General features: G+C 51.6%; 16 protein-coding genes. 6 read left to right on the forward strand and 10 right to left on the reverse strand.

Annotated elements, in window-relative coordinates:
• Positions 1–30: 30 nt before the first annotated feature.
• The 6 genes from ACH6EH_RS14740 to ACH6EH_RS14765 all read right to left on the reverse strand — a co-directional run bounded on the left by ACH6EH_RS14740 (position 31) and on the right by ACH6EH_RS14765 (position 8,412).
• The gene (locus tag ACH6EH_RS14740; RefSeq protein WP_397332881.1) at positions 31–2,148 is read right to left on the reverse strand and encodes a serine/threonine-protein kinase; all 2,118 of its coding nucleotides are present in this window, start codon (positions 2,146–2,148) and stop codon (positions 31–33) included.
• Positions 2,149–2,278: 130 nt separating this feature from the next.
• Positions 2,279–2,554, reverse strand: coding sequence for a WXG100 family type VII secretion target (locus ACH6EH_RS14745; RefSeq protein ID WP_138226023.1), 276 nt, complete (start codon positions 2,552–2,554; stop codon positions 2,279–2,281).
• Positions 2,555–2,694: 140 nt separating this feature from the next.
• Positions 2,695–3,204: a WXG100 family type VII secretion target gene (locus ACH6EH_RS14750; protein ID WP_397332882.1), complete on the reverse strand. Its 510-nt coding sequence runs from the start codon at positions 3,202–3,204 to the stop codon at positions 2,695–2,697.
• A 27-nt stretch (positions 3,205–3,231) separates the two neighbouring features.
• Positions 3,232–4,038, reverse strand: coding sequence for a hypothetical protein (locus tag ACH6EH_RS14755; RefSeq protein ID WP_397332883.1), 807 nt, complete (start codon positions 4,036–4,038; stop codon positions 3,232–3,234).
• Between the two features lie 16 nt (positions 4,039–4,054).
• A complete protein-coding gene (gene essC, locus ACH6EH_RS14760; protein ID WP_397332884.1) occupies positions 4,055–8,053 on the reverse strand; it encodes a type VII secretion protein EssC in 3,999 nt (1,332 codons plus the stop codon).
• A 47-nt stretch (positions 8,054–8,100) separates the two neighbouring features.
• Entirely contained in the window at positions 8,101–8,412 is a 312-nt protein-coding gene (locus tag ACH6EH_RS14765; RefSeq protein ID WP_397332885.1) for a hypothetical protein, read from the reverse strand.
• A gap of 385 nt (positions 8,413–8,797) precedes the next feature.
• Here ACH6EH_RS14765 and ACH6EH_RS14770 point away from each other — a divergent pair, with 385 nt between their 5' ends.
• Complete coding sequence (locus ACH6EH_RS14770) at positions 8,798–9,037, forward strand: hypothetical protein (protein ID WP_138226028.1); 240 nt, start codon at positions 8,798–8,800, stop codon at positions 9,035–9,037.
• Positions 9,038–9,083: 46 nt separating this feature from the next.
• Here the strand turns inward: ACH6EH_RS14770 and ACH6EH_RS14775 are convergent, their stop codons facing one another.
• Positions 9,084–9,221 carry a hypothetical protein gene (locus tag ACH6EH_RS14775; RefSeq protein WP_397332886.1) on the reverse strand — a complete coding sequence of 46 codons (138 nt, stop codon included), beginning with the start codon at positions 9,219–9,221 and terminating at the stop codon, positions 9,084–9,086.
• A gap of 381 nt (positions 9,222–9,602) precedes the next feature.
• Here ACH6EH_RS14775 and ACH6EH_RS14780 point away from each other — a divergent pair, with 381 nt between their 5' ends.
• Positions 9,603–10,586, forward strand: a complete 984-nt coding sequence (locus tag ACH6EH_RS14780) for a YpdA family putative bacillithiol disulfide reductase (RefSeq protein ID WP_397332887.1) — start codon at positions 9,603–9,605, stop codon at positions 10,584–10,586.
• 31 nt (positions 10,587–10,617) lie between these two features.
• Complete coding sequence (locus tag ACH6EH_RS14785) at positions 10,618–11,061, forward strand: DUF441 domain-containing protein (RefSeq protein ID WP_397332888.1); 444 nt, start codon at positions 10,618–10,620, stop codon at positions 11,059–11,061.
• A gap of 78 nt (positions 11,062–11,139) precedes the next feature.
• On the opposite strand, the gene ACH6EH_RS14790 is transcribed toward ACH6EH_RS14785, so the two are convergent.
• Positions 11,140–12,891: an ABC transporter ATP-binding protein gene (locus tag ACH6EH_RS14790; RefSeq protein ID WP_397332889.1), complete on the reverse strand. Its 1,752-nt coding sequence runs from the start codon at positions 12,889–12,891 to the stop codon at positions 11,140–11,142.
• Between the two features lie 138 nt (positions 12,892–13,029).
• On the opposite strand from ACH6EH_RS14790, the gene ACH6EH_RS14795 reads away from it, so the two are divergent.
• Complete coding sequence (locus ACH6EH_RS14795) at positions 13,030–13,539, forward strand: ADP-heptose synthase (RefSeq protein WP_138226032.1); 510 nt, start codon at positions 13,030–13,032, stop codon at positions 13,537–13,539.
• 52 nt (positions 13,540–13,591) lie between these two features.
• Here the strand turns inward: ACH6EH_RS14795 and ACH6EH_RS14800 are convergent, their stop codons facing one another.
• Both ACH6EH_RS14800 and ACH6EH_RS14805 read right to left on the reverse strand, forming a co-directional pair.
• On the reverse strand, positions 13,592–14,050 hold the full coding sequence (locus ACH6EH_RS14800; protein ID WP_397332890.1) for an NUDIX domain-containing protein: 459 nt from the start codon (positions 14,048–14,050) through the stop codon (positions 13,592–13,594).
• A 51-nt stretch (positions 14,051–14,101) separates the two neighbouring features.
• A complete protein-coding gene (locus ACH6EH_RS14805; RefSeq protein WP_138226034.1) occupies positions 14,102–14,407 on the reverse strand; it encodes a HesB/YadR/YfhF family protein in 306 nt (101 codons plus the stop codon).
• 516 nt (positions 14,408–14,923) lie between these two features.
• On the opposite strand from ACH6EH_RS14805, the gene ACH6EH_RS14810 reads away from it, so the two are divergent.
• Positions 14,924–16,669 carry an ABC transporter ATP-binding protein gene (locus tag ACH6EH_RS14810; protein ID WP_397332891.1) on the forward strand — a complete coding sequence of 582 codons (1,746 nt, stop codon included), beginning with the start codon at positions 14,924–14,926 and terminating at the stop codon, positions 16,667–16,669.
• 12 nt (positions 16,670–16,681) lie between these two features.
• Positions 16,682–18,802 carry an ABC transporter ATP-binding protein gene (locus ACH6EH_RS14815; RefSeq protein WP_397332892.1) on the forward strand — a complete coding sequence of 707 codons (2,121 nt, stop codon included), beginning with the start codon at positions 16,682–16,684 and terminating at the stop codon, positions 18,800–18,802.
• The last annotated feature ends 144 nt before the right edge of the window (positions 18,803–18,946 follow it).

Consider the following 18,946-nt stretch of genomic DNA (forward strand, 5'->3'; position numbering starts at 1 on the left):
TCATACACCCCTGCGTCAATGTCATTGAAGTTAAAGGCTTGGCAGCCAGAACCCACTGTTGTTTAAGAACAAATTAATATTGCTGCTGCGTGATTTCATGGAGCCGACTGAATTATAATAGGACGCATCCTTTTGATACATCGTCTGAAAGCTCCGGGCGAAATTTCTTGCTCTCGGTAAGTTGTCGGTTACTTGAGCGTTATAAGCTTTGTTATAGTAAGCAATCAGAGTCACTACATTCTCCGCTCTCTGCTTCTTTAGCTGCTCGGCCTTGGCAGCAGCCTCTTGCTTGCGAGCTTCCTCCTGCCGATTGGCCGCCGCCTGGCGCTCTGCCTCTGCTGCTCGCGACTCTTCTGCGGCACGGGCAGCTGCTGCCTTTTTCTCCTCAGCCTCCCGCTGCTTCTTCTCCTCTAGCAAAGCCAGATACTGTTCATACTTCTCCTGCTTGTCGTACTTTTCCTGCAGAGCCTGCTTTTCTTTTTTGGCCTCCAGCTGAGCGAGATACGCTTCATATTTCGCCTGCTTGTCATACTTTTCCTGCAGTGCTGCTTTCTCGGCAGCGAGCTTGTCGGCTTCCTCCTGCTTCGCCTTCTCTTCTTCCTCTGCCTTCAGGCGAGCAGCGTCCTCGGCTTTTTTTTGCGCAGCCAGTCTGGCGGCCTCTTCTTCCTTTTCTGCGGCTTCTGCTGCTGCACGTTCTTTTTCTTCATCTTCTTGCTGCGTGGCTGCTGAGGCTTCCTGCTGCTGTCGGACCTCTGATTGGTCCGCCAGAATCTGGTTCACTGTAAATACAGAGCCGGCCAGGACAGCAATGCCCGCAGCCGTAGATATCATGAATTTCCTGGAGCTTGCGATGGCTCTCCAGCCCTTCTTCTCTTCCTGAGGAGGATAGAGCTGTGACTCCAGATCATGAATAGCAGCCGCCAGCTCAACCTCTAACGGACTGTCTTTTTGAACGAAATGATACGCCGAACGGAAAATCTCCAGCGCTCCTGTCAGATTGCCTGCGGCCTCCAGATCCCGTGCTTGATGAAACAGCCGCGCGACAACATGATCATTCACCTCACCGGTATCCGGCTGAAGTCCCAGATTGGCAGCAGCATCCTGGGCATGCTGAGCCGCCAGCGCTTCATCAATGACAGGCTTGCGGATGGCTCCCACAGCGGCCTCAGGCGCCTCGTGGGCAGAGTCTTGCTTCGTCACCGAAGCCGGCTCGTCAACAGAAACGGCGGATAACGCAACCAGCCATTCCCCAAAGGTAGGGCAGCTGCTCAGATCCTGACTGTCCCACGCTCGGGTAAACAAATCACTAATGGCTGCCCCCCACCGCTGGCCAAGCGACTTCTTCAATAAGAAATACCTCTCGCAGCCGGTCTGCATCTCATGCTGGTCGAAATAGCTTTCGCCCCAGGACTTGTTTACGACACCGACATCGCTCCATCCAAGCATCTCCGCAACGATGACAGCACCTGCAAAGCGATCTGCGTAAGAGCTCCAGAGACCGCTCTGAACCGCCCGATGCGCGGCATACCCTGGCGAGCCTGCCAGCAGAACGTCGGGCCGGTCCATCTTGGGACTGTAGATTTGCTCAACATCCACCAGCTCCACAGCGGCGGCTCCTTCAGGAAGCTCCACTTCCGAAAAAAACGGAAGCATGACATTAGGCGCGGAAAGGTCACAATGCGCAAGACCCTTTTGCTCCATACTGGAGCCGATCGCGGCCAGTGCCTTGGCCAGCGTCAGACTTTCGCTCCGGCTAAGGCTCCGCTGGTCGCTAATGACATCAAACCAGGTCATCCCATGAATCCAGGGCATGATGACAGCATACAGCAGGTCAGGATACCGGGCTATCAGATCTCCGTTTCTTTCGGGAGTGAGCACCTCTCGGCTGCAAACCTGCAGACCAGGTATTTCTTTATAGCCAGCCATATGATCCGATTGATAGACCATCGCCGGCATACGAAATTTAGGAAAAAACACCTTCAGCGCTTTAGCTTCATACGGTGAGCCATTTACAGGCAGCAGCTGGTAAACGATCCCCTGCCTTCCTGCCTGTGCATAAGCAAGTCCCGGGGCCGCAGGATGCTGCCCTACCCTGTACGCCGTATTGTTAATTGTTATTTGATCTCCGGGTGCAGGCTGAAAACCCATTGCAGCTCCCCCTTTCTATTGTCAAAATTATATTTCGGTTTAGTTGATCAAATTAGAGAAAAACCGGGAGTCCATAACCACCCGGTTTCTGCTTTCATATCCTGATATGCTATAGCTTGGTTCACTTCTACTAGCGTGTCTGGTCAGCCATACGGAACTTCTGCGCAATCGCCTTCAGCTCGCTGCTGATGCTTTCCAGTGTTTGAACGAATGAGTTCATAAGGCGGCTGGCCTCCTGGAACTCCTGGAAGAAACGCTGCTTCGTCATACCGTCCCATTGACCTTCCATGCTGTTGACGGACTGCGTCAGGCTATTGACGATCTGTTGGCTTTGATCACCACTCTGCTTAAATTGATTGGCTACCTGCTCTACTTGCTCCGGGGTAATTAAAATACGACCTGCCATGTATGTTTCCTCCTTATAATATGAATGCATATTTAACTGCTGAAAACATCGTAGCCCAGATCACATTCATTATCAAAATGTCATCCGACCCATTTTCCAATTACCACCAATGACCCATATTTGAAACCGTGCAGGTTGATTTAATTAGCAGGCGCAAGGCGTGAAGGATCTGCAAAGGTCCAGCCCTGTCCCGAAAGGGCCGCCTGCTTGGCCGATTCCTTGCCTTCCGCTGTGGCCATGCCAACCGCCTGAACCACAGAGCTTGGATTGGAAATATCGGGCGAGCTTCCCGCCGGAGCCAGAATGGAACGGGACATTTCCTGCCTGGAGGCTGCAAAAAGAGAAACCGGCGAAACCCCTCCTACGAGGGCATGGTTCAGCACGGAATTATATTGATGATCCGTCTCCTGAAACAAATCGGCCTTTCCCGCCAGCTCCTGGCCCAGTCTTTCCAGCAGAGAACCCACCTGCATGCCCAGCCGCTGGGCAAGATGCCACTCGTCCATCACTGCTGCCTTGAGCGAGGTTTCCCAGACGAGGGAATTCATGGCCTCACCGAGCTGATTACTTATCCCTGCAAATTGACTACCGGAGTGCAGGAGCTGCCGGCTTAATGACCGGAGCCGTTCCGGTTCGACAGAAATACGCATAGGTCCTCACCTTTCATTCGGGCTGACTCACTGTTTTAACCACATCATAAGCATTTGATAAAAATGTTCACGGGTTGCCGGCGCGGCCGTCAGCCAGTCCTGATCACCCTGGAGACTCATACGCAGCAGCCAGCTCATGGATTCATCAGATATAAAGGCCGCATTCTGGCTCTCCCAGCGATATCCATTCCAAACTGACAATTGAAGCTCTCCGGAGGAGACCTTGTTCTTCATGCACTTGGCGAGAGCCAATGAGCCTTCGGCATCATCTGTAAGCTTGGCCAGCCGGTCCGCAATCGCATCACCGGAAACTGCTGCAGAGGATGTGAATATATCACTAAATTCTTTACGGCTCAGCAGCAAGGCCGGGATCTCACCAAGAGGAGCCTCACTGAGAGCTAAATCGTCTACCAGTCTCTGGCAAGTGCTTCCCACGGTGCCCAGCTCAGTCAGGGCATATTGCTGGTCGTTTACGCCGCATTTACACACCTGGATCACCTGGTCTCCGACAACATGGAGATACCCTTCAAAACTGGATCCCAGATGTTCATATTTCAGCCAGCATGCCCTTTCGGCAAGACCGGCTACAGCTACCCTAGAAAACACCTCAGGAGGGATCGAAAGCTCTCCAGTGTCTTCTAATATTAAATAATTTTTCTCCAGCAAAGAGGTTTTTACTGACTCCCATTCCAGCGCAATCTCTTCCGTTAAGTATCCACTGAAAGGATCTTTGACGCCGAGCAGGCGGTCAGAGCCAAGAATACCCGCCAGGAAAAAGAACTCTTTATCATCAAGTGTAATCGTCTCCTGTTTAGAAGCAGGAATCGTCAACATTATGAGCCACCTCCCTTCAAACTACAACATGCCATCGGTCACGAATTTCTTTGACCCATTTTTCTGGATTCCAGACCTCTGTAAAAGGAACTGCGCCCTTGATTCTGGAAAATTTACGTTTTATATAGTACCCTTGTCCCGTAGGAAGGATCTTTAGTCCTCCAGCACTATGGTTTGATTCCGAAAAAGGAATTCTAAAGAAGGACAAATCGTTAGAGTCCAAAGTACCAAACAGGAATCCTGCCTGGGCTGCTTTAATATCCGAGAACCAGTCCACGCCGTATGTCGGGAAATCAGCAGGCACGCCCGAGATGATGACATGGACATTGCGGTCTCTGCCCAGCCGTACAATAGAAGACAGCTGATCCTTCACTGTGAAATCATTCAGCTGCTTGCTGAGCACATCCGCATCATCAATCATAAGCACAATGGGTCTGTGCTCTTCTTCCTTCGTTCGCAGCTGAACCGCTTCATAGATTTTGGAGACCAGTGCCGTCAGCTCCTCTTCATCTGAAGCATGCCCCTTGACATGAGGCAGCTGACTTAAAGAAGCAAGGCCCTGGCTGCCATAGCGGGTATCTACCGTATATAGCTCCAGCTCCTCCGGAGAAGAATGAAGAGCCATAGACAGCATCCAGCTCAGCATAAAGGAGGTCTTTCCTCCCTCCATGGGACTGCCAATGATGAAATGCGGGCCCTCCTCCAGCGAAAGGTTAAAGGGATCCAAATCATCGGTGGTTAGACCGAGCGTCACTTGACGCGACGCTTGATGCGCGGCTTGACTGTAAGGCTGATCCATATCCAGCAGCTCATGCAGCTGGATCTTCTCCGGCAGTGACAAAATAGCGGGTGCTTTCTCTCCACCCCAGGAGTGGCTTAGCTGTTGAATTTGCTTACGCAGCGCTGCCGAACGCTCCCCCTCATCCCGGCCCGGGGCCGGAAGAGCTGACTGGAATTCCAGCGGCGGCACCTGTCCCTTTACCAGCCCGCGGCCCGGCGGCAGCTGACTTGGTGCTTTGACCGGACGCCCGACCGCGTAATAATAATCCGATGGATCTGCCAGCTCGAAACTCAATGCATGCGAGATATTGCTGCGAACCTTTTCAAATATATCGGAGATCCGGTTGGCTGAGATAATAAAGGTGATGCCGAGACTTCCACCCTCCCGAAGCAAATACTCCAGCATATCATTTTCATCGGCATACGTATTTCTAAAATTAAGATAGCCATCGATCACAACGATTAGCTGCGGCAAAGCGCTTGACATTGAACGCCGGTAAGATGACGCAGTTTTGACGCCGGCCTCGGCCATCCATTCCTTGCGAGTCGCTGCGATCCGGGCCAGAAAACGGAATAACCGCTTGATCCGGTCGTCCTCTTCCGTTGTCATCACTGCACCGATATGCGGCAGTCCGGCAAAGTCCCGCATCGTCCGCCCCATATCCACGATATATCCATGCCATTGGTCAGGTTGATACTGCGCGGCCAGGGACATCAGAATCGTTTGGATCAGCGTGGTCTTGCCGAGTCCCGGCATGCCATAGATGACCCAATGGCCCTGCTCCAGATTCAGCAAGAGCGGCCGCTGACATTGCTGAGTCAGATCATCCACAAGCCCCGCAGAAGCTGTTAACGGAAGACTTCCTGCCGTAGCAAGCCGATCCTCCTGAGCAGACAAGGCCTCGATCTCCTCCAGCTCCAGCGTTTCCGGCAGCGGCGGGAGCCATGGTCCCGGAAGCCTTGAGATTCCATGAGCACTTGCAGCCTCCGCTGCCTGGTTAATGAACACCTGCAGCTGCTTCATGGGCTCTTCTTGATGCACCTTCGATGCCTGCGAAGGCGCAAGCATCGGCTCATATTTCCCATTCAGGCGCAGCTCACGGATCTGAACAGCAGCATCCTGATCATCTTGATGTACTGTATATGGCGCACCGCTCCAGGCAAACTGCATTTCTTCAAACACTTCATCACTACCGACCTGGAAATAGCCGCGACCCGGCTTGTTAATCCAGGCAGCGTTCGGGATTTTCAGCATGTCCCGGCTGTCGCCCTCGCTTTGGACGCGCAGACAGATTCGAAAGCGAGAATTACTCCAGATCTTATCATCGACAACCCCGGCCGGCTTCTGCGTAGCAAGAATCAAGTGCACGCCGAGTGTCCGTCCGATTGCCGCAATACTGATTAATTCATCCATAAATTCCGGCTGGTCCTTCTTGAGCTGTGCGAATTCGTCAATAATAATGACTAGATGCGGCAAGGGCACGCCCTGTCCGCTGCGGAGCAGCTTGTAATATTCATCAATATGCTGGAGATTGCCAGCATCGTTCAACAGCTTCTGCCGGCGCACCAGCTCTGCTTTTAAAGACACTTTTGCACGCTCGATCAGGTTGTTATCCAGATTGGTTATGGTTCCAACGACATGAGGCAGGTGAAGGAAGGTGTTCGACATGCCTCCGCCCTTGTAATCGATAAGCATAAAAGCCAGATCATGAGGATGAAACTCTGCCGCCAAAGAAGCGACAATGGACTGGATAACCTCACTTTTGCCGGAGCCTGTAGTTCCGGCAATCAGCCCGTGGGGGCCATGGCCGCCGCGTTCAATCTTGTCATGCAGATTCAGATTGATCCTCTTGCTGCCAGCCCGCACACCCATTGCTACCGGCAGTGAGTCCGGGTAACGGTTCTGCTGCCATCTGCGATGGAGATCCAGCTCTTCAATGGTCTCAATCTCCATCATTTCAAATAGCGTTAAGGTGGAAGGAATGTCTGAAGCGGACGAGCGCTTCAGTCGGATTGGAGCCATATATCGAGCCAAAGCCTCCATCTGGTCCCGAGATACATGATCGATATCAAAGCCCTGCTGTCTCGCCTTTCCATCTTCCTTGACCGTAACCACGGCCCGGTCTTTGCCCGCCTCCAATATCAGCTGACACTGCATCGGCAGGGATTCCTTTCGGTCAGACAGCACAATCGTTATAGCGTCCACCGCCTCCGCTTCCTCCATAAGGAGCGGCAGCAGCGGCTCTTCCTCAATCAGCTGGGCGGATGACAGCAGAATCATGTAGGCTGGAATATTCATCGAGCGAGCGGCATAATCGCTGCCGCTTCGGCGGCGGCGATTGAGCTGCATGAAGAGCTCGTCGGCCAGCTGATGAGCAGTGCTGCGCCGATCTGCTAGATATCGTACAGAGCGGTCATCATCCCAGCAGTGCGGGAACCATCTCATCCAGTCCCATTCATCCGCTTCCTTTTCCTCGTAAAATGCCGTGAGCTTCACCTCATCCGGCGAATGGCGCACGGTCATCTGAGCGACAAGCACGCGCAAGGCATTCAGAGCATGCTCCCGCTGACCAACCACCCCGATCACCTTGGACTGATTCAGCGGCAGCGTAATTGAAGCATCTTCAACGACCGCAAAATCAGCTGCCAGGACTTCCGCCGCTTCAATAAGCGGATCTTTCTCGTATCCATCTGATCTGGGCGGCTTGATGTGGACGAAGAAAGGGACCTGACCCTTTCCAGCCCGCAGCTCCAGAAAATCACTATCCTCCACAGATCTTTCCCAGAGCCTGCTGCTGCGGCTTTTGACAATCTGGCTGCATACCTCGGGATCACCATGAATCTCAAACATGGTCTCTACCTGTTCCCGCTGACGCTCCTTCAGCTCTTCACGGTGCAGCTCCAGCTGGGCGCGATACATCCGGTCTCTTTCTTCAAGCCGCTTCCGATAAACCTTCTTATTACTGAGATACATAAAGAAGGGCAGGGTATAGGACATGAGCATCATCGGAATCATGATCATCTGAAACATCATAAATCCGCCGTTGCCCATACGTCCTGACATATTCATATAGACATAAAATGCGATCATCAATGCAGTCATAATGACGGGAATGATGATCGAAATCATAGAAAATGATGGCTTGCTCGGTTCTGTGGGAGGCCTGAATATTTCCATATCCTCTTGCTGAAGAGCGGGTTTAATCCGCGGAGATCTCTGATACAAGACGTTCATGGGGCGCCTCCTCAATATCACATTATGTAAGCTGCTTCATTACATCCTCACGGTTCCTGGAACAAGCTTCTTCGTCCGTATACCGGGGCGGTTTCCAGCGTTGTTGAAAATGCCCGCTGCAGGCGGATGTATGAGCCCTCCCGAAGGCCTGCCTCGACGAGGCTGCTTCCTTCCTGAACCTGAAACCATAGTCCCTCCGGAAATTTGGCTTCCAATATATATTGTACGCCCGCCTCGGGCAGCTCCTGAAACAGCCGGAGTCCGAGCAGCTCGTTTAGACGATGGACGGTACAGCTGTCAGGTACATCTATATCAAAGGTCTCATCTCTTCTGCGTCCGCTGACTACCGTCAAAATCATGCAGGAATGCCACCCCTTCTGCATTATATTTAATTGGTTACATTGTTGTAACTATATCATCAGTGAGTCTACCCTGTCAATTTGTGTCATATTCCTTTCTCCCTATACAATTTCTATCGCCCTAGTTCAAAAGCACCAGCGTAAATATTGAAACAGGGAAATCCAGTCCATATTCATCCATTCACCCTTATTTTACTATATAAATCAATTCAGACAGCAAAAATATGCAATATTTCTGAAGTTCGCCCCGGTCCCTGGCGGCTCATTCACAAAAATGTCACGTACAGCCATAGGTTGGTGATTAAATATCTCATTTTAAGGTTATTTTAAGTTTGGACGTTTATAATGCAACTATCATGAAACTATATTTTCGTGAGGTGATCACATGAAAATGCTAATTATGTTCCAAAACAAACCGGTTCCTGTATATTTCACCACGGATAATAAGCAGCCGGTACAAAAAGTTCTAAAGCTGTTGACCAGCGCCCTGGACGATAAAATCAATAACGGGAAAAAGGCACTGAAAAAATGCCTCAACTCCCTGATCAGCATCGAGATCGAGGGCTCTGAGGCCATTCTTCACAGCAAAAGCGAAAATGATTCTCTTGCGCTATCTCTTTTCTAAGAGATAGCCTTTTTTTGTATGAAGAAGCAGGTGCTCCCCCGCCGCGCTAAGCATGGCGGATTCGCTGCTCCTCCTTGGCCTGGGCTTTGAGAACACGAATCTGAAACAGCTTGAGTAAATTGAAGGTTGTGTTCGCTTCCTGACAGCTGCCCAATTTTCTTAAGATAAAGCGATCAATGGACATGCTTCTCACTCCTGACTTTTTCATTCATCATTCAAAGCGACATTAGGATCATCAACCGGGGGAGGAAGGGAAAATATTTCCTGACTGCGGGTATTTTTTATTTAACCGTACTTCCCGGCTCTTAAACGCTTGAGAACAGGACAGACCGGGCCCAAATGAGCAACAATCCGCAGTGAAAAATGCTTTATAGTGCTAACTTTATCCATATCTAGTGATGCATTTTGATTCCAGGTAATCCCAGTTCAATATATAGTAAGACAAAAACTTTAGCCTGCTTGAAATTTTTTATAGGGATGCCGTTGGATTTCGGTCTCTTTTTGCGGTAGGATAAATAATACTGTTTCCACTCATAGCTAATCACATAAGGAGGCGCAGCCATACATGCTAGACGTTTTAATTATCGGGGCAGGGCCCTGCGGCCTGTCTACGGCAATCGAATGCCAGAAGCGCGGACTGTCCACAGAGCTTATTGACAAACATAATCTTGTGCATTCCATCTATCTATATCCGACGCATATGCAGTTTTTCAGCACCGCTGAAATGCTTGAGATTGGCGATGTGCCGTTCGCACTATCGAACGACAAGCCGTACCGCGATGAGGCATTGGCATATTATCGCCGGGTAGCCGAGCATTATCAGCTAGCGATCACCCCGTATGAAGAAGCCCTTTCTATCCAAAAGCAAGGCGACAGCTTTATCGTCAGCACCCGCAAGCGTAATGGCACCGAGGGGACCCGCACGGCCCGAAATGTCGTCATCTCTACAGGATACTTTGATCACCCGAATTATATAGGGATCCCCGGGGAGGACCTCGAAAAGGTATCTCACTATTTTAGAGAGGCACACCCTTATGCCGGCATGAACACGGTCATTATCGGAGGCAGCAACTCCGCCGTCGATGCCGCCATGGAGCTCGTCCGGGTCGGTGCCAAGGTCAGTGTCGTCTACCGCGGCAGTGAAATTTCGCCGAATATCAAGCCTTGGGTACGCCCGTTATTTGAAGGCATGGTGCATAAGGGGAAAATCGCGCTTCATCTGGAATCCAGCGTAACAGACATCCAGGAGGCTCAGGTGACCATCTCTTCCCTGTCAGGAAAAGAGCAGATCATTGAGAATGACTTCGTGCTGGCACTAACCGGCTTTCGCCCGGATCGGCAGCTGCTTGCCTCCTCCGGGGTGAAACTCGACGAGGAGATGGAGAAGCCCCGGTTCAATCCCGATACGATGGAAACGACGGTACCGGGATTATTCGTGGCAGGCGTCATTGCTTCAGGTCGCAACGCGAATGAAGTATTCATTGAGACCGGACGATATCATGGCCGCCTCATCGCCGAGCACCTTGCTGGCCATCCCGCGGAATCATGAGGCCTTGGCCAGGAGAGGAGCTTGAAGGTTCATGGACATGACCGCTTTAATTTTGCTGGGACTGGCGGCGCTCGGGATTATGAGCAGCAATACCTCCATCACGATCGCTATGATTGTGCTGCTGCTGCTTCGGGTGAGCGGCCTGCAGCAGGCCTTTCCCTGGCTGGAGAAGCATGGCTTGACACTCGGAATCATCATTCTCACGATTGGCGTCATGACTCCGTTAGCCAGCGGGAAGATCAGCCTGGACACCATCCTCCAATCCTTTATGAGCTGGAAATCACTGCTTGCCATCGGCATTGGTATGCTCGTTGCTTATTTGGGCGGGCGCGGAGTCCATCTGATGGGGACGCAGCCCACGATTGTTGCCGGTCTTCTGATCGGTACCGTTCTGGGAGTTGCGCTATTCCGCGGAGTTCCGGTAGGTCCTCTCATTGCGGCCGGCCTGCTATCGCTGTTTCTCGGCAAATCCTGAATCATATTGCATTACAAAACAGCCTCCACCCTGCGATCATGTCTGCGGTGGAGGCTGTTTCGTATGAACAGGTTTACATCAGCTTACAGTATCGAAATGCTGCACATTATATAATCGGGCATAGCTGCCTTCGCGCTCCATGAGCTCGGAATGGGTACCCTGCTCCGTAATTTGACCGTTCTCCAGTACGACGATTTGATCGGCATGCGTAATGGTAGACAGACGGTGAGCGACGATCAGCGTCGTTCTGTCACTGGACAGAGATTGCAATGCCTGCTGGATCAGATGCTCGGATTCCAGGTCCAGCGCCGACGTCGCTTCATCCAGCACCAAAATATCGGGATCCTTCAGAAACACCCGAGCGATCGCCAGCCGCTGCTTTTGTCCGCCGGACAGCTTGACGCCCCGCTCTCCCACCTCGGTGTCATACCCTAAAGGCAGGCTCATGATGAACTCATGGGCGTTTGCAGCCTGTGCAGCAGCCATGACAGACTCTTCATCGGCTTCCGGGTTCCCAAGCATAATATTCTCCCGCACCGAGCCGCTGAACAGGAAATTATCCTGCAGCACCATCCCGATCGAGCTTCGGAGGCTTTCCAGGGATACCGTCCGAATATCCTGCCCGCTGACGAGCACCCTGCCTTCCTGAACATCATAAAATCTGGGAATGAGCCCGATGAGCGACGACTTCCCGCCTCCGCTCATTCCGACAAATGCAACGGTTTGTCCCTGCTTAATGTGCAGGTTAATATCCTTCAGCACCCAGTCCGTGCCGGTGCTGTATTTAAAGCACACCCGGTCAAACTGGATATCTCCGGCTGTACGAAGCGTCTTCGCATGAGGCTGATCCACAATATCGTAAGGCTCGTCCATCAGCTCCTTAACCCGTTCCAGAGAAGCGGTAGCCTGTGTCAGCACGGTGGAGGAATTTATCAATCGGCGCAGCGGGGCATAGAGACGGTCCAAATAACCGAAGAACGCGACGAACGTACCGAGCGTCAGATCTCCCTGAATAACCCGGTATCCGCCATAGCCGATGACGAGGATCGGGGCGATGTCGGTTAACGTATTAATGATGGAGAAAGTAAGGGCATTCATGCGAGTCTGCGCCATTGCTTTTTTCAGAAAATTGCCGTTGATGCCTTCGAACTTGTGCTGGTCATAGCGCTCCAAAGTAAAGCTGCGAATGACCGAAATCCCCTGAATACGTTCATGCAGGTACGCTTGAATGCCCGCAAGTGCCTGGGAGCGGTCTTTCGTCAGCTTTTTCAAGCGCTTGTAAAGCAGGTTTACAGCAATGGCATACAGTGGAAGCACGGCAATGGAGACGAGAGTCAGCACCGGGTTCATAAAGAACATCACGATTAACACGAACAGCAGTGTAAACATGTCCAGCCAGATGTTCATCATGCCGACCTCAACCAGGTTCTTGGATTGCTCAACATCATTAATGAACCGGGAAATAGCCTCGCCGACCTTGGTATTCTGGTAATAACGCAGCGACAGCTTCTGCAAATGGGCATACAGACGATTACGCATATCGAACAGGATGCGGCTTGTAATATACTGAGCAAAATACTGTCTTAAATATTCAACGGGTCCCCGCACGACGATAAACAGCACTAGCGTACCTGCCAGGATGAGCATAAGCTGCTCTATTTTTTCCTGCGGCGTCATTGTGGAATTGGTGAGCAGGTCATCCACCACATACTTCATGATGAGAGGAAGCAGAAGCGGAATTGTAAACTTGATCATGCCAATGAACAAAGTAAATACAATCCACTTAATGTAAGGCTTTACAAAGGGATAATAAATTTTCCAGGATTTCAAATGCTGTCGGCAGCCCCTTTCTGGTTGTGAATTCCGATGTACAGGTTGACATTTGGCGTCGTCAATGCTTTGATATTTTTGAAACGTATTTCATAAAAAGCATGTTGGAAACGGCTTGTGTTTCGCAGGAGGATGAGAATGAGCACGATATTTGTGACGGAAGCGGTGATGCTGGCCATTTACGGCCAGCTGTTGACCCCGCCCAGACCGGTAGAATATATCATACCCTATACCACCATTTTGGAGTTGTACGAGCTCAGCAGCAGCGATGAGCCTTTGATGCACACCCCTGCTGATGACCAGCATGTGCGCACCAAGATCAATGAACTGATTCATTATTTTGAGGAGCCCCTGAACAAGAAGAAAATAGACAAGGCGCTGCAGACGCCTTGGGCTAAGAGTCCATCCATCCCTGTCGGCGAAAGAACGGTCGTGATCGTCATGAATGCGATTGATCATGCACCCTACGGCGAATTGTTTGACCCGGTGGAAACCGAGCTGCTGGCCGCCGCTGCCCGGCTATCTGTGCCGCTGCTTACCGACCAGTATGAGCTGATACAGCGCATGATCAGTGCCGAGGTGCCTGTACAGGTGTTTGATATTGACGATTTTGACTTTGCCCTGGATGACGATGCTGCTCAGGTGTAAGCGTTCAGGCACATAAAAAATTCCCCTTGCGGGGATTTTTTTATGCCTTCATTCAGCTATCGGCAGGCTGCCCTAACAGCTTGTGCAAAATACGGGTGGTCAAGCCGTCTGTGACGGGCAGCGCATCCCCCGCGAAATATTTCATCGAGGTGTCGCTTTCCTCCGGCAGATCGATGACACTCTTAAGCCCGTGTGCAGCATAAACTCCGATGACGTAATATTCCTCATCACCATTGACATGCTTCTTCACATAATCCCGTCCGGACAGCAGATCCAGCAGCTCCAGCTCCCCGGCATGATGTCCGCTCTCTTCCCACAGCTCCCGGGCCGCCGCTTCCTCCATCGACTCTCCCGGCTTGATCCCGCCGATCGGCAAGCCCCACACATCACGCCCCGGCCTCTTCAGCAGCAACACCTCGCCAGCCTCATTCCTTGCCATTACAGCTGCCTTAATCTTAAACACCACACTGCGGCCGATATATTGACGAATATCTCGGTTATACACGCTCATTACCCGGAACCTCCTCTGCCCCTTCAATGCGCGAATTGTAAGAGCAGCTCTCTAATGCCCCGCGCCTTCTTCTGTATACGTATACGAAATGTCCTCTTGTGATTCCTCATATTTGACCTCAAGGTCAAAGCCGCGGAGGTACCAAAGGTCCCGCTCTTCCATATAAAACGTAACATCATTCACTTTGGCGTCGATGCCCGAATGCTGCGGCTCCTCTATAGCCAGTCCCAACGTAAAGCCGGGATGCAGCCCTCCGCTTGCACTGTAACGCGGAAAGAATCGGACCTTGGCTCCGGCCTGCAGCTCCAGCTCTCGAATAAACCAGGAAGCGGCTTCTTGACTGACTTGGATCCTCATATCTTTCACTCTCCTTGACCATCTCACCTGACATATATAATGTTTATCATAACGCATTCTATGTAGAGGTTACAAATGTTTTTGGCGCCTTCAAGACATGCTGTGAACCCGCAATGAGGCCTGACCCCGTCATGCGGCTAAAAAATAAGTTTGACATTCTGAAAGACATGGTGATAAAATTCAGACGAACCAAATGAATTCAAATAATTGTCAAATCTTAAAGAAAGGGGCGATCCAAGTGTTCAACACAGTCATTGTTATGTATACACATCCTGGCCGTACAGTGAACCAATTGAATATTGACAACGCCCCGCTGCATGCTTCACTCATACGGAAGTCGCCAGTTTAGCCCTGGTATCCTTCTACGATGACGCCGCGGTTCGTTGATACACTTCCGTGGTCATGATAGGTTTACACCGAGCATATCATCCGGTTTTCGGAGGATATGCTTTTTTTGGCTGTAAATACCCGTCAGAAGCTTGTTGATTTGGATGATGAAAGGATGGAACCAATCATATGTTTGCCGTTTTAAAAAATTTAGGCTGGTTTTTTCAGCTGGAGAAGAAACGATATCTCGTCGGATTGTTTTTCCTCATTGTGTGCGGAGGCCTGGAGCTCCTGCCGCCTCTACTGCTCGGTAATGCCATTGATGACATTGTAACAGGCTCCATTTCCTGGGGAGGGCTGACTCAATATCTGCTGCTTATTCTCGGCCTTGTTGCCGTCATTTATCTCTGTACATATGTGTGGATGCACCGCATCTTTGGCGGAGCGAATCTGGTGGAGCGCTTGCTGCGCACCCGCTATATGAATCATTTGCTGGGCATGATGCCCCCCTTTTTCGAGAAGAACCGGACCGGGGATCTTATGGCCAAGGCCACGAATGATTTGCGCTCTGTCGCTGCTACAGCGGGCTTAGGCATGCTCGTCATGACCGACTCAACCTTCTTCCTGGTCGTCATCCTGTTTGCGATGGGCTTTCTGGTCAGCTGGAAGTTAACGTTAGCTGCCATTCTGCCGCTTCCTTTGATTGCCGTCGGTATGGTTATCTATGGCAGAGCTATACACAAGCGCTACACTGCCGCCCAGGATGCCTTCGGCGTGATGAATGATCAGGTGCTGGAGTCGGTTGCCGGCGTCCGCGTGATCCGGGCCTATGTGCAGGAGCGTGAGGATCAGCAGAAATTTCAGGACATTACGGATGATGTTTACCGTAAGAATCTGGCGGTAGCCAAGGTCGATGCCTTGTTCGAGCCAACGATTAACTTCTCCATTGGACTCAGCTATGTGATCGGTCTATCCTACGGGGTTTATATGGTTTTCCAGAACGAGATCACGCTGGGCAGCCTGGTATCCTTCAACATGTATCTGGGCATGATGATCTGGCCCATGTTCGCCATCGGAGAGCTTATTAACATTATGCAGCGGGGGAACGCCTCCCTGGACCGTGTGAACAGCACATTGTCTGTTCAGCCAGACGTGCCCGAGCCGGAGCAGCCTGTGCATGTTCGCACACCGGATAGCGTCGTCTTTGACCACCTCAGCTTCCGCTATCCTTCTTCTGGCGAGGATAACTTGAAGGACATCTCGCTGACGCTGAAACAAGGGCAGACCCTTGGCGTTGTCGGCCGGACCGGCAGCGGTAAATCCACCCTGCTCAAGCAGCTGCTGCATGAGTATCCTGCTGGCACGGGAAGGCTGCTGTTTGCCGGCGTACCGGTAGAGAATCTATCTAAGGAGCAGCTGCATGCCTGGATCGGCTATGTCCCGCAGGAGCAGATTTTGTTCTCCAAGACCGTGAGACAGAACATTCAATTTGGCAAAAAAGATGCCGATGACGAAACCATTATGGAAGCCATCCGAACGGCAGCATTCGATCAGGATCTGCACACCTTATCCGACGGGCTGGATACGCTTGTCGGCGAGAAAGGAGTCGCGCTGTCCGGCGGTCAGAAGCAGCGCGTGTCTCTGGCCAGAGCTTTTATCGCAGACCCGGAGATCCTCATTCTGGACGATGCCTTATCCGCCGTTGATGCCCGTACGGAAGCCAAAATCATTGAACATATCCGGACCCAGCGTTCCGGCAAAACCACTCTCATCTCCACACATCGCCTCTCTGCGATCCAGCATGCAGACTGGATTGTTGTACTGGAGGACGGAGCCATTACCGAAGAGGGTACGCATGAAATGCTGCTTGCAGCCAACGGCTGGTACCGGGAGCAATATGAACGGCAGCAGCTCGAAAATCATCTTTCATCCTAGGAGGTGTTCTGCTTGAGCGGAAACCAATCTCAATCCATACCCAATACGACCGGAATAGCCAGACGTCTCTTCCGCTACGCGCTGACAGCCAAAGGAACGTTTATCGCAGCGCTTCTCATGCTCGCCATCGGTGTCGCCGCCGAGCTGGCCGGACCGTTCATCGCCAAGACGATGATCGACGAGCACGTGCTCGGCATTGAGCAGCCCTATTACGAAACCGACTCCCCGGAAGGAGCCGCACTATATCAAGGCACTTACTATAAAAGAGCAGACCGATTAAGCGCCGAAGAAAACAGCGGTGCAGAGGTACGGCTGCTGCAGAGCGGAACGAGCTTTTATTTCATTAACGAGCCCGTAGAACGGGCCGAAGGTAGCCGCTCCTTTCAGAACGGCATTATGAGCATTACGTACGGCGATTCCACACAAAGCTATCCTGCCGTCAAGCTGAGCACAAGCGAGCTGTTCAGCTTTTACAAGCCGGAGCTGCCCGGCGTTTACAAGCTGGTCGGACTGTTTATGGTTGCCATATTCATTTCCATGCTGGCCGTCTTTACTCGTACCTTCTGGATGCAGTCGGCAGCCAACCGTGTCATTCAGAAGCTGCGCACTGACGTTTATGCCCATATTCAGCGCCTGCCTGTCCATTATTTCGACAATCTGCCGGCCGGCAAGGTCGTATCCCGCGTTACCAATGACACCGAAGCCGTGAAGGATTTGTTCGTTGCCGTGCTGTCTAACTTTGCGTCCGGCATCGTCTACATTACTGGTGTGTACATTGCCTTGTTCCTGCTGGATGTGCGTCTTGGCTTAATCAGCCTGTTTATTATTCCGATGCTTCTCATCTGGATTGTGCTTTACCGGAGATTTGCCACCCGTTACAATGTGGTAATTCGCTCGCGCTTGAGTGAAATTAACGCCATTATTAATGAATCCATCCAAGGCATGCCGATCATTCGGGTATTCCGCCGTCAGAAAGCGACCCGCGAGGAATTTGAGGAGCTCAACCGCGATTATATGGCTCATCAGAACAAAATGCTGAATCTGAACTCCTTGACGACGCACAATCTGGTTAACGTCTTGCGAAACATCGCGCTCGTCGTCATCTTGTGGTATTTCGGGTCTGCATCCTTGTCCGCAACGGGTATCATTTCGATCGGGGTGCTGTACGCCTTCGTCGATCTGATGGGCCGGATGTTCCAGCCGATTACCGGAATGGTCAACCAGCTTGCTGCACTGGACTCCTCCATCGTATCTGCCAAAAGAGCCTTCGAGCTCATGGATGAGCCCGGCGAAGCCGTGACGGACGGCTCCATGCCAAGATATCAGGGGGATGTTGAATTCAAAGACGTCTCCTTTGCCTACAAAAAGGATTACGTGCTGAAGAATATTTCCTTCCAGGCAGCCAAGGGCCAAACCGTGGCGCTCGTCGGTCATACCGGCTCCGGCAAAAGCTCGATTATTAACCTGTTGTTCCGATTTTATGATCCGCAAAAGGGCAGCATTACGATTGATGGAAAGCCGGTCACGGAAATTCCGAAGCAGTGGCTCCGCCAGCATATGGGCATTGTCCTGCAGGACCCTTATCTCTTTACAGGCACCATTGCCAGCAATGTTAGTCTCGGTGATCCGCGGATTAGCCGGGAACAGGTGGATCAGGCGTTAAGGGCGGTCGGAGCCGACCGGCTGCTGAGCCATCTCCCGCTCGGATTTGACGAACCCGTCATCGAAAAAGGGAGTACGCTGTCTGCCGGACAACGGCAGCTCATTTCATTCGCCCGCGCCCTCGCCTTCGATCCGGCGATCCTGATTCTGGATGAAGCCACAGCCAATATTGATACCGAAACCGAGGCGATCATTCAGCAGGCGCTGGAGGTGCTGAAGCAGGGCCGAACTACCTTTATCATTGCCCATCGCCTCTCGACCATTCGAAATGCAGACCAGATCCTCGTTCTGCATCGCGGTGAAATTGTGGAACAGGGCTCTCATGATACGCTGATGGCACAGAGCGGCAAATACTTTAACATGTATCAGCTGCAGCAAGGCTCACCGGAGGCTGCGGGCGTCAGCATTCAGCGTGAGCGTGAAGCTATACCTGCACCGGCCATCATGAAGAACGCAGCCGTGAAGCTATAATAGCTCTAAACAGCCAATGATATGCTCCCTTTACGGTAGACAGGTGAAATAATAAAACCTGTTTTCGTGAGGGGAGCATTTTTTGTGTCCAGAAAAATAGAGCGGAGTGCCTCAGAGAAATTTGCCATTATTCAAGAAATCAGA

The sequence above is a fragment of the Paenibacillus sp. JSM ZJ436 genome (genome assembly GCF_044383795.1).
Taxonomy (GTDB): domain Bacteria; phylum Bacillota; class Bacilli; order Paenibacillales; family Paenibacillaceae; genus Paenibacillus_AQ; species Paenibacillus_AQ algicola.

Coding starts and splice junctions, on each gene's coding strand:
- ACH6EH_RS14770 (WP_138226028.1), top strand. CDS start 8,798: ATGAAAATGCTAATTATGTTCCAAAACAAACCGGTTCCTGTATATTTC.
- ACH6EH_RS14740 (WP_397332881.1), bottom strand. CDS start 2,148: ATGGGTTTTCAGCCTGCACCCGGAGATCAAATAACAATTAACAATACG.
- ACH6EH_RS14765 (WP_397332885.1), bottom strand. CDS start 8,412: ATGATTTTGACGGTAGTCAGCGGACGCAGAAGAGATGAGACCTTTGAT.
- ACH6EH_RS14785 (WP_397332888.1), top strand. CDS start 10,618: ATGGACATGACCGCTTTAATTTTGCTGGGACTGGCGGCGCTCGGGATT.
- ACH6EH_RS14745 (WP_138226023.1), bottom strand. CDS start 2,554: ATGGCAGGTCGTATTTTAATTACCCCGGAGCAAGTAGAGCAGGTAGCC.
- ACH6EH_RS14805 (WP_138226034.1), bottom strand. CDS start 14,407: ATGAGGATCCAAGTCAGTCAAGAAGCCGCTTCCTGGTTTATTCGAGAG.
- ACH6EH_RS14750 (WP_397332882.1), bottom strand. CDS start 3,204: ATGCGTATTTCTGTCGAACCGGAACGGCTCCGGTCATTAAGCCGGCAG.
- ACH6EH_RS14810 (WP_397332891.1), top strand. CDS start 14,924: ATGTTTGCCGTTTTAAAAAATTTAGGCTGGTTTTTTCAGCTGGAGAAG.
- ACH6EH_RS14780 (WP_397332887.1), top strand. CDS start 9,603: ATGCTAGACGTTTTAATTATCGGGGCAGGGCCCTGCGGCCTGTCTACG.
- essC (WP_397332884.1), bottom strand. CDS start 8,053: ATGAACGTCTTGTATCAGAGATCTCCGCGGATTAAACCCGCTCTTCAG.
- ACH6EH_RS14800 (WP_397332890.1), bottom strand. CDS start 14,050: ATGAGCGTGTATAACCGAGATATTCGTCAATATATCGGCCGCAGTGTG.
- ACH6EH_RS14775 (WP_397332886.1), bottom strand. CDS start 9,221: ATGTCCATTGATCGCTTTATCTTAAGAAAATTGGGCAGCTGTCAGGAA.
- ACH6EH_RS14755 (WP_397332883.1), bottom strand. CDS start 4,038: ATGTTGACGATTCCTGCTTCTAAACAGGAGACGATTACACTTGATGAT.
- ACH6EH_RS14795 (WP_138226032.1), top strand. CDS start 13,030: ATGAGCACGATATTTGTGACGGAAGCGGTGATGCTGGCCATTTACGGC.